Source organism: Mycoplasma zalophidermidis, assembly GCF_018913985.1.
Taxonomy (GTDB): Bacteria; Bacillota_I; Bacilli_A; order Mycoplasmatales; family Metamycoplasmataceae; genus Mycoplasmopsis; species Mycoplasmopsis zalophidermidis.
This window is the reverse complement of record NZ_JAHMHK010000002.1, coordinates 13502-31490: the sequence shown is the minus strand read 5'-3', so window position 1 is coordinate 31490 and position 17989 is coordinate 13502. Positions and strand designations below refer to the sequence as shown.

The 17989-nt window shown below is 29.6% G+C and carries 2 protein-coding genes; both read left to right on the top strand.

Annotated features, from left to right (window positions below; genetic code table 4):
- Positions 1-7: 7 nt before the first annotated feature.
- On the top strand, positions 8-8758 hold the full coding sequence (locus KQ878_RS01800) for a hypothetical protein (protein ID WP_216567816.1): 8751 nt from the start codon (positions 8-10) through the stop codon (positions 8756-8758).
- Positions 8758-17571, top strand: coding sequence for a hypothetical protein (locus KQ878_RS01795; RefSeq protein ID WP_216567815.1), 8814 nt, complete (start codon positions 8758-8760; stop codon positions 17569-17571). The genes KQ878_RS01800 and KQ878_RS01795 overlap by 1 nt, the downstream gene beginning before the upstream one ends.
- Positions 17572-17989 lie beyond the last annotated feature (418 nt).

Sequence of the window (17989 nt, the reverse complement as noted above, 5' to 3'; positions counted from 1 at the left end):
AGATTTTATGTCAGAAAACAAAAAGAAAAACAAAAGAAAAGCTTTAGCAACGTGATTGATAGCTGGAATCCCAGCTTTGGCGTTAGGCATTACTGTGCCTTTGTTGCATTCAAAAGCCGACTTATACGTTAAAGATATCCAAACGGTCGCTTATACACAATTAAATGATGTCACTAAAAATGCCGAGAGTTTATTGAAGACAGATAGTGTTGAGAGTTGAAGTCAAGAATCAAAAGAAAAATTAAGAATTGCAGTTAATTCTTCAAAGCAATTGATAGCAAATAGAGTCAAGGATCAAACTAATGATTCGAGATCTGCTATCATAAATATGCTTGATAGCAGAAATAGTCTTCAATCCTTAATTCCAACATTGAAACTAACCGAAGCAAAGACAGATCAGGAAATTAAACAAGCAATAAAAGAATTTAGTTTATTAATTAAATCGCCTGATTTGTTGAACGATTTTAACAACGCGGTAAAAAAATTGACTAAAAATAAAAATAATCAAGAGTTTATTAAAGAATTCGCACGAATTTACAAATTACAAAATAAGATTGTTTTTGATTTGGAATTAAAAACAAATGTTTTTGTATTAGATATAATTGCAAATAACGACAACCTTCATTTAGCTAAAAAAGTTGATAAGGTTACCAAAACAATTGATTTTATTAACACCCGTTTGGCACAAAATGTAATTTCAAGAGATAATGTTGAAACTCTTAGTCAATTATTTGATATGCAAAGCGCAAAACTATATGATGCTGAAACCATAAATAATCAACAACAAGTTGATAGGATTTTAAGTCAAATAATTGAAGCTAAAAAACAGGTTTCAGCCTTCGATCTTGAGCTATCAACTAAAGATAAAATCTACGCAGAGTTAGATATGGTCGAATTGTTTGTCCAAAAAAACAAAGGACATTTAAACTTCAATGTGGTTAATTTAAGTGATGATACACATGTTGAAATGGGACAAATTTTAAGCGATTATGTTTCTTCGATAACAAACAGAACTGCTACTTACTTTTTATCAGGTGAAGAACTTAAGGGCTATATTGAAGAGGTGATTAATGAAGGTAAAAAAATATTAGATAAAATTGAACCTCAATTTAAATTGGCACTTGAAACTTCATTAAAAGCGGCACAAAAATTCATTGACGGACAAGACCGCACCGATTCTCATAAAGCAATCTCGATATTAGCAAAACAAATTAATTCAATTAGAATTGCAAACAGAGTATTATTGGACGCTAAAAAGACAATTAAACATAACCTAAGTGATGATGAAGAATTATCTAACCAATTAAATGCCGATGTAGACCAATTAGTTTACAATGATTTCTTTAAGTATGTAAGTCAACTAAATGACATAATCGCCATAGTTGAGACAACTAAGGAAATCAAAGATTTTTATCAACAAAAATATACTGAATTAAATCAACAAATTGAATTCTCGACCGGTAGTGATCTTTCTCGCGTTTCAATTGTGAAAGATTCAAATAAAATAAATGTTTTAACCGAAACTAACAAGAAATTACTTTCAGTTGATTTTAAAACTGCAAATTTAAACACTATTGCTGACAACTATGAAAAAGCAGTTGAAGTCGAAAGAATCATCAACAAAGAAGAATTATCTATTTTACTATCTCAAATCCAAGAACAAATTGATAAAGACACCATTTCTCCTGAACTTAAAAAATTATGGTCACAGGAAAAACCGCTTTTTGAAAAACTGGTTAAAGTAAATTCAACTGCCATGCGTGGTGAAATGGCAGCCTTCACATCAGAACAAATAGGTCCTAATAATTTAAATATTATTGATGGTGGATTAGTTAAGTTTGCTTTAGATTTACGCGATAAATCAATTATTTCTAATGAAGCTAATGTTGTTATCAACAAAACGAAAGAAACATTGGCAAAAATTAATGAATCTTGAAATCAACAAGGTTCTCCTGTTGAGAAACAATTGAGCGAACATGTAATTAAAATCGCTAACGAAATTGAGTTATTACAAACTAATGATAAATTAACTTTCGAACAAAAACAACAACGTATTAATGAATTGAGCGAATTACAAGATGTCTATGCGCAAAAAATTACTGAAGCAAAAGACCTTGAAAAAACTCGTGATGAAGCTTCAAACATTTTGGAAGTTGTTAAAGATAATGACAACGTTAAAATATATCTTGCTGAAGAATTGAAAAAACTTTCTACTTTAAAACAACAAGCCGACCAAGCACTTAACGATCCCACGCAGCACAATTTACCTGAAATCCAAGAAAAACTTAAAAAAGCAGTGGAAGATTTCAGCATAAAACGTAGTAATCTTGAAGCGCAAAATGCCTCGGGTGTTATTTCAAAATTACTTGATGATACATTCGCCAAAAACCGGAAACCTGGTGAAGAATTTACACCCGCTGAAGCTAAAATGCGCGATGCTTTGAATAAACTAATTGAAAAAGCCAAAGTTATTAATGATGATAGAACCCACTATGATTCAGAGTTAGATAAAAAAGACGCCCGTCAGGAATTGGCTAATCAAATGGATGTCCTTCGTGATGCTATTGAGGTAGTGTCTGAAATGGAATTAAGCTTACAAAAACTTATCATTGAGCATAAACAATCCCGCGACGTTGCTTTAAGCTTAAAGAGTGATGCAGAAAAAGATTCGTTATTTAAGACCGAACAAGCTAAGAAAGACATAAAAGCGATTGCTGATGAGTTGAGTTCATCTAATGAAGATATATCAGTTCAAATTGAAGAATTACAAGATATTATTAATAATGTAATGTTCAACCCTGATGAACACAATCGTGGTTGAATTAATATGAAAAATCGTGATATTGATGATTTAACTAACCAGATTAAACAAAATGTGGCCAAAGCAAAACTTAAAAAAGAACAATTAATTTTAAATAATCATAAAATTGCTTCTAGCGAGATTGGGCCTGACCAAATTACCAGTGATCCATATAGCATGTTGATTGAAGATATAAACATCTTTGAATCCGAGAAAAACAAAGCATTATTACAATTAGAAGAGGTAAATAACGAAATTAAATCTTTAAATACCGAAATCGCAGAAAAACAAGTTAAATTAGATCATTTATATCAAGAAAAATTAAATATTAAAGACGATAGACAAACTTACAATCAATCTCAAATTGTAACTGCTGAAGAAAAAATAGCTCAAAACAATAAACAAATTAAATTATTGAGCGATGAAATAAAAACATTGCAACAAAAGGTTGCTGACATATATCAAACATCTAGTTTATATGCTGATTCAGTAGCCGCTAAACTGGCCGACCAACAAAAACTCCTTGCCAAAATAAAAGAATGTGCTATCGAATTTTCAAAAATCAGTGAAACAGAATATCCAGAATTACGTACTAATTTTAAAGGCGTAATTAATAATAGTCGTGCCGTTATTTCGGATAAACCTAATAAAATAAATGATAAAATTCTTGCTCTTGAAGAAATGCTTGCTAAAATCGAAACATCTAAAGAAGCCAAAATAGAATTAGATAAATTAATACAAATTGAAAAAAATCAACACAATTCACCTGTAAATAATAAAAATAAGAGAGTTATTTTTGCAAAAATTGATAGTGAAATTAAAGAAAAAATAGCTGCCGAACAGGTTAAATTGGCTGATCCAAGTTCAACCAAAGCTGATTTAGAAGCAGTTAAAGGCAGGGTTAAACTTTATGTAGATCAATATTCTGTTGCTAAACTTAAAATTGTTGCTGATTTTAATAATATTAAAAACAGTGTAGCCGGTTCATTAAAATCATTACTAAATAAAGAGAAAGAACAAAAATTTGATACTTTAGTTGAGGATGAAAGCGCAACTATTAATAATGGTTCTCAAATTCAGAGATTGAAAGCTAAATTTGATGCTCTTATCAGTACAAAATCACCTGATGAAGGTGGGCCCAGCGCTCATGACAGAGCAATTATGGAAGATTTTGAAAATATTAGAAAACAGTTTGATATCTGCTTCCAAAAAGACTCATTTAAAAACGAAAAAGCATTATTAGAAGCAAAAGTAAATATTCTACAAAATGCAATTAAATCTGATCCTGCTTTAATTATTATAAATGGTCAAAACCCAGAATCTTTGATTGAAAAAATTAATACTATAATTAACTCTATTGACAATGTTGTTAATGGTGTTAATAAACCTGAAGAAGTTATTGAGCAAAAGAGAAGAATTGAGTCAATGAAACTTCTGCTAGATGAACAAAAAACAGTTGTGTATAGAATTAAGAAAGTTGCTGACCAGCAAGATAAGAGAACAGTTCTTGAAAAAGCCCTTATTGAATCGGTGCCATCCGAATCAGCCTTGGTGACAGATATTGATAATGCAACAATTGCATTACATAATCAATATATGGACTCAACATCATTTGAGGAATTGAAAGCAAACGAAAGCGAGCGTATAGACGCTGTAAAAACAGAGTTTGAAAATAAATATAAATCTAATCAACATGATGCTGAATCTCTAGAAGCAATCACCGGTGCTCAAGGACTAATAAAAAAATATCAAGAGGAATTAAAAAATGTCCCTAATACAGGCAACAAAGACAAAGACAATGCATCTATTTTAGAAATTGATAGTAAAATTGCAATTATAAGAAATAACATTGATAATATTTTAGATCTTGCCGAAGTGGTTAGATCGGTCGAAGAAGAAGTTAAATCTATCAATGAAACAACTGGCCCTGTAATTGATGTGGTTAACTCAATCAAACAAGAACTTGAAAAAGAATTTCTACAAGCTCGTGAAGCGTATAAAGACCCATCACAATTTAGTAAATTAACTAATATTAAGCAAACTATTAAAGCCACTTTAAGAAAATTAAATAAGACTGATTCATTAAATAAAAATATGATGCAGTTAAAAACCTTAGTTCAAGGCGCAACATATAAACTAGGTCTAAATGGAGAACAAGATCTCGAATTAAAACAAACCAAAACCAGAAGTTATTATGAAAAGCTTGAACAATTTGCAAAAGACCCACTAATTAACTCGGATACCACAAAAATTCAGTCACTTGATAGTGTTGTAGTTAAATTTAAGGAATTAGTAGAAAAACAATTAAAATTACTTGAAGAATATAATAAAGAAGATTGATTATTCAACAATCAAGTTTATGGTTATAAAATTGATAAATTGAATCTTGGACAGTCTGTTTTAGATTCAGTTGTGTCAGTGCCTGAAGATACTTTTGACTCAACTGCTTTATCAAACGATATAACAATTAAATTTAAAACATTACCAGAAAACTTCAAAAAAGCAAAAGAGCTTTACGAAGCACGTAAAGAGGCGTTTGAAGCATTGAAAAAAGCCTATGATGATGAAGGTACATACATTACAAATAATTATAAGAATGTTAGTTCTGCAACTTTCAGTGAATTAAATAATGATCGAAAAATATTCTATGTTGAGAAATTAGGCGAAATTTCTAATGTTAAATCGACTGATGATTTGGAAAAAATCAAAAAACTTAAAGATGAGGCTCTTACCGCACATTCACTATTTAGTAAATATGTTGAATTAGCTATTATTGTTGATGAAGCCAGAAAAGAAGTAACATCAGCAAAAGCTGAATCAAACCCTTCACAAGATTTAACGGAACTTTTGGATAAAATTACCAATGAAGTTGAAGAAATCAACAAAACTGGCGCAACAACTGTAAAAAATAATTTCTATTTTAAAGAAATTAACTCATTTAATGTACAAACAAAAACAAAACAAATTAAAACAGATACAGTTAAAATCCATTTATTGATTTCTCACTCAAAAAAATTAAATGAGCTTAAAGCAAATATAGACTTATCAGAAGACGAAAAAACTCCATTAAGTGCTATTTTGAATGCAATGATAGTCGAATTAAAATCCAAGGATAGTATTGATATTCAAGGCCTTAAAATTCTTGAAGAGAAATATTTAATCAAGGGCATCAACAGCTTTGATGTTAGTCTAAAAAATAGTATAAATCTTAGAAAAGCAATAGATGAAGTTAAATCATTTGTGCCAACGACAGTTGATGTTGATTATAGAAATACTGAAACTGATGCAATGAAAGCGCTATATACTGAACTGGATTCATTAATCGACTCTTCTACAACTAATTTAAATAATGTTTCACACAATGAAAATGATAAACTTGCTTCAATTTACTACTTGACAAATACTACCGAAGGAATCATTGCCAAATTAAAATCTCAAAAGCAAACCGAAACACGTTTACTAAAATCTGAAATTGATGATGTTAAGTCATATCTTACCGATTCATACAATCAAACTGAAACTCCGCTTATGACAGACTTCACAAACAAGGCTGTAAATGTTATTGACGACAATCCAACACTTGACACATTAGAAAACATTAAAACTACCCAAAATAATCTTGTCTCTGCAAAAACAGTTTTAGAAACCCAAAAACAAGCAATTATAAAATACGAAAAAAATCGTTTAACATTGGCAGTAGAAAGATTGCAAGCTTATGTAAACCTATTAACAGGTAAAAGTGTATCTGCTAAAGGACAAACCGAAACATTAAATTCTGCCGAAGCTCAAAAACTAGCCGTCTCATTAGGTCTTGATAAATTGTTGAATGATTATCAAAATAATGTAGTCGAAGCTATGAATGTTTTATCAAGCGTCGATAATAACTTTAAAACATATAGTAAATCATTGAAAAAATCATTTAATACTCTTGATAAAAACTACACAACAGTAAAAGATTTAAGTAGAAAATCAGCTGAATTATTGAAAAATCAAATTGATTCATTTAATGCTCAGTTGCAACCTTCTATAATTCAGAACACTAAAACATTACGCGATTATATTGATATTCTTGATAAAAAGGTTAATAACAATAATGATAAACATAGTTCGTTAATGGCTGCTGTATCTAAAGTTGGTACATCAAAAGACCAAATCAATAGCGATTTAACTAAACTTGAAACAAAACAATTAACTATTAACTACAATCAAGACATAAATGAACAAGTTAAACAACCCATTCAGGATGAATTTGACCAATATTTTGAAATAACACGTGCAATTTTAAATACTTTAAAGGACATCGATTTATTAATATATGGATCAACCAATGAAATTAAGAACGCCAAAAATAACACAGATACTTTAATAGGTCTATATTCAGAATTTATTAAAGGTCGTGAACTAACTCATATGTTAGAACTTATTGCCGGTGCAAACAATAGAGAAAACAACAAAACTACTAACAAAGAATTTGCAAACCTTATTAATTCGTACAAAATTGATTATGATTCTTTACTAACTCAACAATCAATATCAAATGATTTATTAACCGATGCCCAACTAGCTCTTAATACCAAACAAAGTGCATTGACCAATATTTTCAAACCATCGGTCGCTCTTTATGGTTGAATGCATAACCCTTCGAATAAAAACTTCATGTTTGATTACATTAATGCTCAAAATTCTGAAAATATGAAAAATATTAAGCCTAAAAAGAATATTCTGCTTGAAGATTTTGTTGAAAAAATCAATAAAATTCAGAATCAAAATACTTCGTTAGAGGTTGATATCACTAAAAATCAAGAAGTTCTTGATTTGTTTAAGACATTTAATATCTTAAAAGGAGTTACTCCTTACAACTTAGATAACGTTAAGGTGTTTTTAACCAGAACTTCTACTTCTGATCCGTGACTGCCAGTATTTCTACAAACAGATACATCTATTAAGAAAACAAAAATTAACTTAAAAGTTGTTTACAATCAACCGCAAAACTCTACTAATTTTTTCAATGATGTTACTTCAATGAGTTTGACGTTTAACGATATCTGAGTCACTTTTAACACGCAATCATTCATGAGGATTCAAAAAGATAATTTAGGTTCTGAAGATAAAGGACGTGCAGAAAACAATAATCATCAAAGAAACACGATTATTTTCGAAGCCTCGAGAGCCGGTTGAAATAATAAAACCATGAATACAAACATCATGGCTGCTGTCAATAAAGGTGCTGGTAAATATTTAACTAAAAATAATATGTCATTCTTTACTGAAGATGTAACGTTTGATGATGAACATTGAGATGATGCAATGTTTGATAGATTATCTAAACATTCGAACCCGAACCATCTGAAGGTGGAGGATATTGAAAAGGTAGATAGAAATATAGATATTTCTAATAGTACTGAAAACATGAAATTTAAGATTAGACTTAAAGATAGTGGCGTTGAAATGGGTGGAACCACATGAAAACACGCCTCATTATCAAATGGTAAAAAAATTATGTTTTGAATCCAATCTGGTTCAGATCTTGAATGAGTAGGAAACGGATACACTAACTGAATGCCATATGGTATCACCATCCCAGTTTATGAAGAGGGAACAGGCAGATATGGAGTTCTTCACGGTTGGGAAGAAACGGTAATTTACAACTCGTGAGAAGGTAATGACGCAAGTTATAAAAATAATTTTGAAATGTACTGAGAGGTATACCTACCGAAAGGTGATAAGGTCGATCTTGAAATTAAATACCCTGGCCGAGATGTTCAATTCTATGCCAATAAATTTGCTGAAAGATTTGCTGGTTTATTTACTGATAAAGGTAATCGGGCATCAAGATCCGGTTCATTTACCAGTTCCGATAAATTAGGTTGAAAATCAATGAACGAGCCTACTTCTATTAGAGGGATTGATAAATACGATTTCTTTTTAAGATTACATGAAGATAAAGGAGATGAATAATGACAAAGAAAAACGCAATAAATGGATTATTAATAACGGTTGGTTCACTAGCTGCGGCCGGTGCTACAACACTATCATTGCTTGAACAAAGAGCAAATTTTGATAGACAAAGTTACGTTGAAAAACAATTTGAAAATTCGATTAAATTATTTGACAAATATGTTGATTTAATTAATTTATCTCCTGAAGAAAAAGCAAATCTTGAGTCAGAAAGAGATAAAGCAAGACTAATTCTTTCAAATCCTGATACTTCAGTCCTAACAAAATATAAAGAAATCAATAGAATTAATGATTTACATAAAAAATACATTTTCAATTTCGCAAATAATGTTGCGAACCTAGATAAAATTTCTAAAGACAATTTAAAAACCCTAAATGTTTTATTATCAGATCAAGCTAACCGTTTAAGAGAAAAAGATTTGGTAAGCCAATTTGGTTCAAACGAACTTACAAACCTAAAAATTAGTTTGCATGATTTTGATAAAATTAGTAAATCGCAACGTGTCCAATGAGTTAAAAATTATCAAAACGAGTTAGATAAATTTTTAACAAAGCAAGACTCACTGATTAATGATTATTTAATACAAGATGGTAATACATTTGATGATAATATCGCAGAATTAAACAAATTATTGCCAACAAAAGCATTAAAAAATACCATCAGTCAAAATATATCGCAAATTGAACATGATGTATTAGCTAGAGAATTTAGAATCAATGACATCGAAATTAATAAAAGAATTATAGAAAACAAAATTATTGATGCTAAAGGTCAAATTAATACAAAATTCAATGAAGAATATGTAAAAATTACTGGTGAAATAACATCTCTTGTTAATGCTAATGTTGAAAGTGTTGGACAAACATTATTTGATAGTGCTATAACCAATAATAAAAATGAAGCTAATTCTGAGGTTATTAAAAAACTTATAAATTTAATAGATTTGGTTAAATCAAACAAATCTATTGAAGAAAATAGAGTACTTATTGAATCAATGATTCAAGTTATTGAAGATTCTGGACTTTTAAATACTTCACAAATTAATAGTCTTTTAATTAGGGAATCAATTAACAATTACTTCAAACTTTCTGATTACTACTTAAACAACACAAAACTTAAGTTAGAATCAAGTCAAAATAAAGACGATATCATCCAAGCAAATGAAGATATTAGAATTTATCATTCCGTGCTAAATAATTCATCGCTATCAAATACTGAAATTATCCAGAAACTGAAGGAACGTGTTTATTCTTATCAATACTTATCTAAATCAAAATTAAAAAATGTTTGAAACAGGATAATTACAGAGAAAAATATAGTTGCTTTAACCAACAATGAAAAACCAGATAGTTTTGATAAGGCGAAACTATTGAGTCAAGTATTGGGTTATACATCGCGTTTAAATTCAATACGTTATTTCAACGATAAACTTTCAAATTCATTGTTATATTTTGAACAAGAACATAATAAGAATGCTAAATGTGTCACTCAACAAGAAATATTAAAATTAAATAGAGAAATTGATGAAATTATTGAAAATAATACTGATTTAGCAAAAATCAAATCATTAGTTGATTCGAAATTAGAAGCAATGTCAACCTTAATTGAAACCAGAAAAGAATTAGATGAAATTAAGGATCAAATCAAAAATTCTATCCTAAACCTTAATGATTATCCTCAACAAGTCAAAGATAAATATCTAAGTAAATTAGTTGAGCAACAAGCGACAGATTTAATCAACCAAATTTCTGATGCAAATATTTTTGTAGATTTAGTCACTAATCAAATAGTTGCTAAAAAATATTCAATCAGAGAACAATTAAGATCGTTACAAAAAGTTGAACTATCTTATTTATATTCGAAAACTAATGCTGAAGTTAAGTTAATGAAATCATCATTACAATTATTAAATCAACTAACTAAGCAACAGGAACATGATTTAGAATCGCAACAAATTGATACAACTTTACTTGAAAAATTAATTAATGAATTAAATACTGAAACTCAAAAAATTGTTTCTGTGAAATTTAATCCGGTTGTTTCAACAGTTGTTTTAGATCAAATCAAGAAATATAAATTTCTGGTTAATGTTTTAGAAACAACTATTCTTCAGAATCAAACCGCTTATAATCGTTTGCAAGCTCAAATTTTTGCTGAAAGAACATTTAACCCAACTGCAGAAAATCCGCATGAGTATACCACTAACGAAAAGATTCAACTAGATAAATTACAATCTAATAAAGACTTGTTGCAAAAGCGTGCTCAAAACATTAACGATTTACTTGGTGCTCTGGATCGTTCACAAAACGGCCAAGGCAATTTAACTCATGACCAAAAAATGCAATTAGAAAATTCGAATAATTTTGCTAATGCTGAAAGTGGTCAATTGAAAATTTTAAATGATGTTGCAAATCAAATCGGCGATATTCAAAATTCAACAAGTATTATTAGGGATTTAAAAGACTCGCTAAAATCATTAGACAAAGTAGTTGATGAGATTAAAGCGGATGCTGACATTGTAGGACAATTTACTGAAGAATTTGAAAAAATTGATGTTATCAAAACACAAATTTCTAACGAACTTAAGCAAAATCCTGTCAATTTAGATAAAATCAACAAGCTCCAACATCAAGCTACAGAACTAATTAAAACTTTAAAAGAAAAACGTAACAATAACTCTGTTGAAGCTAAATTGAAGGCTATTACAGCAGATATTGATAAATATTATCCAGCTGAAGAAGGCAAACAAACTTCATCTGGTGAAAATGCTTTACGTAAACGTTTAGAAGATTTAATTAAGGAATCTAAACAAGAAAACTTAACAACAGAACAAAAGAAAAAAATTCTTGAAAAAGCTGAACTTCTTAAACAATCTATTGCTAAGGTTAAAGAAATTGAAGACAATTTGAAAACTTTTGAAGCTAATTCTGAAGAGTTTAATGCAAGTCCAGACAAACGTTCTGAAGTTCCTAAAGCAATTGCTGATTCTGAGTTGATCAAGAATAAAATGGATGGTATTTTTAAGGTTATTCAAGCCGGTGAAGAGATGCCAACTCTTGCAAGTATTGAAGATGCTGTTAAGAAAACATCTCAAATGAATGATGGTCTAGTTTTGGCATTTCGCAAGGATCAAATCAAAGCACGTAATGAATCTATTCAATCTAAAGCATATCCTATTACCGGACAAAGTGCCGACACATTGAAAAACCTTGTTAATAAAGCGATTAAGGATATAGATTCATACGCTCAAGAGAAAGACAAAGCCAAGTCAGATGCAACAGCTAAGGATGCCGTTGCTGTATTGACTGCTCAAAATAATTTAATTGAGCAAATTAAACGGGCAATAATTGAAAAAGAAAACATTCAAAGCGACCCTGCTTTAATACAAAGCGAGTCAGCCAAAGAGGCAAACAATTTAGGTGAAGTCATTAAAATAAACATGCCTGCTAAAGGCGATACTAGTGAAATGACCGCAGCCAAAATGAAAAAAATCACTGAAGCTATTGAAATCGCAAAAGCTAAACATGAATTGCGTAAAGTAATGGTTAACGAGTTAAACAAAGTATTATCTCCGGACCAAGAACAACGCACTCTGTTAGCTAGTGTAAAAACGGCTGTTAAAACAAACAAAACAACATATAATGACGTTATAGAAAATACGAGTTATACCCCCGAAGCTATTCTTCAAAAAGCGAAGGAACTGCATGATAAAGTGGTTTCTTTAAATGCTGAAAAAGAACAATTAATTGCTACATACAACAAGGAAAAGGCACGTATTGACTTGTTTGTTGCTGAACTTGATCAAAAATCATATCATGAACAGACCAAACCAGACCAATACACTAATTTTGATGATTATGAAAAAGCCCGTCAAAATTACGTAACTGATTGTGCTAATATTCTGACTTCAACAATTGATTCAATGCAACAAGCAGAAAAAGCAATGAGATTTGCTTACAATAAAGATCTCGTTCAAAATAGATTATTAAAATATTCTGCATTTGTTGAAAAAGAAATTGATAATACAACCAGCACTAAACCTACGGGAACTTCTAACGTGATGGATCACGTCGGTGCATTTAAAGACAAATTAAATAATGAAATTAATAAAAATATTGACGGCGCTACCGCAGATTTAATTATTCAAAATATTGATGCTATGGAAAACTTCAATAACCGTCAAAAAGATATTATTGATTTAATTCATGAATACGAAAATGACCCAGATATCGACACTCATAAAAAAGCTCTTGAAGATTTAAATGCTTTATTAGGAGCTCAGTATCAACCTTTAACCACAGAACAGCTTAATTTAAAAGACAAAACCTTATTAAGTGAACTAAAACGAATTAAAACTGAAGCGGGTTTGAAGAGCGAAAACAAAAAGCAAGCAAACATGCTATTGCAACACTTTAATAATTTCAGATCAATTCCTGAATTAAACAATAATTCAAATGAAATTAGAGTTAAAGTTAATGAAGTAATTACTCAAATTATGGGTAAACCTGTAGATTTAGGTAATTTGGTTGATAATTCATTAACTCAAAACTCAGCTAAAATTATTAATAGTATATTGGCTGAAAACTTAAAAGAAATCGCAAACAAAGATGCGTTAAATTTAATCAAAGACAGAATCGAAATCATTAATCAAAATAAAATTTACTATGATTCGTTAGGATTACAAGTAGGTTCAGCAGAAACATTAAGGCAAGCAAATGCTAACACTATTTCTGACATTGTAAAAAGTTATCTTACAAGTGATTTACAACCGCTTATTGACAAAGCGAGAATCCTGTTTAGTTCCGATACCAAAACTGATACTCAAAATTCAGTTGAACAAAAAGTTCAAGAAAATAGAGAAAAATTTATTGAAATAATTAAAGCAATTGAAATTGCAAAAAATAGAATTAAAGAAACTCTTGAAATAAGTGGTACTGTTGATGAGGCAAAAAATATTAACCAGTCTGTTGATTTCTTTGAAAAAGACGGCATTAGCGGCACACAAAATACAGAAAAATTACAAAACTGATTAAATTCGGTTGTCAGTGAAGCAAATAACAACATTGATGAAGATAGTAATGCCAAAGATGCTAGAATTTCACTCGTCAAAGAAAAATCTGTCAAGGCTCTAGAATTCATTAAAGTGCTAAATGAAGTATCTAAAATAATTCAAGAATGGAAAACCGAACGAAAAAGTGTTCCTAAATATAATGTAACTGTTGCTGACGAAAAAGCGTTAATCCAGAATCTTTGAGATATATTACCTAATGACAACGAAATTCTTTTACCTTCCCAAATTGAAGAAAGAATAACCAAAATTAAAAGTCAACTAACAAATCAAACCACACTAAGAAATAAACGTAAAGACACTTTAGACTCATTAAATGAGTTTAAAAACAGCTCTGATTACAACTCTGCAACAAAAACACATTATTTAGGTAGAGAAATTGATAAGAAAATTGAAACTCTACTGCATGATACAGAAAATGCCAAGGATAATTCTAAAATGAACGATGTAATTGTGATGGTAAATAACCTTAAATCGTTTATGCCTAAATTATTGGAATTAGCTACTAAATTAAAAGAAGTCAATGATTTTAATAACTCATTAGTTCCTCTTAATGACTCAATTTCTCAAGATAAGGATCAATTATCAAAAGCTATTGATTCAGGAACGTTATTATTTAGACAAGATATTCCAACCGATTCAACCATAGTCGCTAAACAAGATGAAATTGATAAAAATATTAAACTTTTAGATTTACACATGGTCCGTTTAGATGTTAACCAAGATAGTGCTAGAATTCAAAGTGAAATAGAAAATGACACTTTAATTACCAAAGAGGAAAAAGATGTAATTAATGCAAAAATTACCGAATTTAATAAAGAATTAAAAGCAATTCCTCTATCAGACACTACACCAGCTAAAAATTACTATGATTTAAGAGATAAATGATTATCTGGCGAAGGTAATGATTCAATTAAATATGTAATTAAAAACTCAAGAAAATTAACAACTAAATATCGTGAGGCTGAATCGTTATTAAGATTACAACGCAGCGGTTTAACAGAAAACGTAGATTCAAATAATGTGAAAAACGCATATGATTCATTAAGTGCTGTGGTCAACAATGCAAAAAATGCTAATAAAATAATACAAAATAACGAAGAATTCAAGGTATCCTTATTGTCTGAAATAGACCAAAAAATCAGTAAACTTGTTTCCTCTAAAATAGCTTCTGCTAAATCATTAAAAACTAAAACTAAACAATTATTAGATTCTTTAAAATTAGAATCCAACAATGCCAATAGTTCGTCACTTTTTGATAATTACGAACAAAATGCCGTTAATGTTTTAAACTATACAAAACCAGAAGATGCAACTCCTGAGGAAGTTATTGAATCAGTTAATAAATTAATTGAGCAAGCATTGGATGAATACAAACGTCAAATTAAAAATGCTTTTGATGTTCAGCACAATGAAATAAATAAATCATTAACTAACTTAACAAATTTTAGTGAATTCTTGATTGATTCATTGTGAGGACAAAAAACCAAAGATAACTTTAACGCTATAATTAAAACAAAAGATTTAATTAAACAATTTATTGATGATAATAATACTCTAGGAGCACGCATCAATTCATTCGTCAAAATTGACGCGCCTGCTGGTCAAGATACTTTTGTGACTGGCTACTTGAATAAAAACTTTGAATTAATAAATAACGCTAAAGATAAAATTGAAAAATTTATTAAACAATTAAGAATTGATTTTGACCAAATGATTAAAGATAAAACTGGTTTGATTGATTTATTAAATACTACATTCAAAGCGGGTTCAAAAGAAAAAGATGGTACAACCCTATTTGAAAAAGCAGGGTTAATTCAAACTCAAAAAGATTTCAATGAATTTAGTTCAGCTTTTGAAAAAAATAAAACCGAATATACTCAAATGATTGCTTCAACATCAGCAAATGATTTACAAAATTATGTTGATTCTATTAATTCATCTATCACTCAATTTGACCAAATGATTACAACATTTAAAAACGAAATATCAGGTTTACTTGCAAAACGTATAGATTTAAGCGAAATTTACAAATATCTGTTTAAATCAACTATAACTTGAGGCAATGAACCGAAATTGAGCAATTTAGAACAAGTTTATGGGCAAACCCTTGCTCTAATTACGTCTGAAGTAGGTAAAATTAGTAAAAATAATGACTCTGATAATTGAGTTAAGGAATTTAATACGACAACAACAAATAATGATGCTATTAAGAACATTTTTACTCAGTTACCAACATTATTAAATTGAGCGAATACTAATAGTAATTTATTCTTTGAAAATGTTATTGGTACTGTTGATCCCGATGAACAACAAAACCTTGTTAAACCATATTACCAAATAGTTGCTAAGCCATCGATAACACGTGAAGAATTTAAGACGAATTTTGAAAAAATTACAAATGGAATGGAAAATTCATCTCAAACAGAAATTGATATTACAAACAATGACCAATTCTTAAATATGTTTGATAAATTTAAATTTACTAAATTAGACGATGATTCTATTTATAATCCATTAAATATGAAGGTTTATATTGTTAAACAACCAGACATTAATTCGTTCCTTCAAGAAACGAAGAGTTCACAAGTTGCTAAAAGCATCAAGATTAAACTTAGATACAAATATCAACCTTCAAACCTTTCAATTTATAGCGAATTCAAAGGATTTGAAACAGATAGAACTGTGGAGATTTCCTTTACAACCAAAGATGAACTCAAACTTCTTGACGGCTCTGCAGATATATTCTTCAAAGATTACAACAAAAATAATTTGGGTTACAATAGTAAACAAGTTATTGCTAAAGCTGATGAACTCGGCTGGGAAGAAAACGATTTAAACTCAATTAGTGCTAAAACTCTCAATACATTTAAAAAATCGTTTGGAATTGTCGATGAAACTGATGAAGTAATTATTGATTATGCAAATCATAAAATTTATGATATAAAAGGTGGAAATGTTAGTGAGAGAACTGGGTTTATAAACTCTCAAGATTCTAAATTTGACTTTAAATTCTTATTCCCTGAATTCTACATTTACCAACAATTTAGTCAAATAAACGCTGATTCAAGTAAGCAAATGCTGAGAATTAGAGTTAAATACCATCAAATTTATATAGAAGCAGTTTTACCTTCAGTATTATTGATCGGTAATTCAAATATTGATCATAATACCAAAACTGTAACTGCCAAACAAAAAGGTAATTTCAAAATAATTCAAGATGAAAAAACAATGCCGGCCGCCACAACAGTATCGATGAGATTCGCGGTTGATTATGATGCTAATACTAAAAATATTTATCTATTTACCACTCGTTTTGAAACATGAATTGTGGCAAAACATAGACAATTAAATGACCCATCAATCAAACCGACAATTACATGGGAGCAAGATGGGAAAACTGCCTATAACTGATCTAATATTGATTTCAGTAAATGATTGGTTACTCATGGTAGTGTATGACAAACCGAGGGTAATAATAATAATTCATCTCCTTTGTATAACCTTAACAATACTGGAGCTGGTTGTGATAAAGGTAATAGAGATGATTTGGATATAGCGGTTGGGAATGATCAGATATGAACTAAAAACCCTCGTTCTGCAGAGTGTTATATATGATCTGAAGGTACAACACCCGAAACATTAAAAAATACTCGTGTTGTTGATAAGTTCCAGAAATTATCGACTGTTTATAACTCCGGTGTATTTAGATTTATGTTCAAGGACATAAAACCAACTAAATAATCTGTCATTTAAAGCAAGCAAAAAGCTTGCTTTTTTGTTATTTGTCCACAATATTAATTATTTCAGACAATCTCTTACCCATTATATATAGGTAATAAGTTTAAAAATATAATTATTATTTAACAACGCTTTTTGGTGTATCATATATCCGTTAAACACAAATTGATTTGTTCTAACATTAAAATCAAACTTTTTTTGTTAAACAGTGCTGGAATTATTAAATTATCAAAAACATTCAAAATCGTAATATTAATTAACAATTTCATATTTTTTGATAACAACGCTTTTTGGTGGTTCATAACAAGTGATAAGCCAATATAAAAACATGAAATATTTATTTACGAAATTCTAATTTTAATATAGAATATAAAAGCAACTATTACTGTGAAGCATAAGGTTGTTAAGTGGCCAATACGTT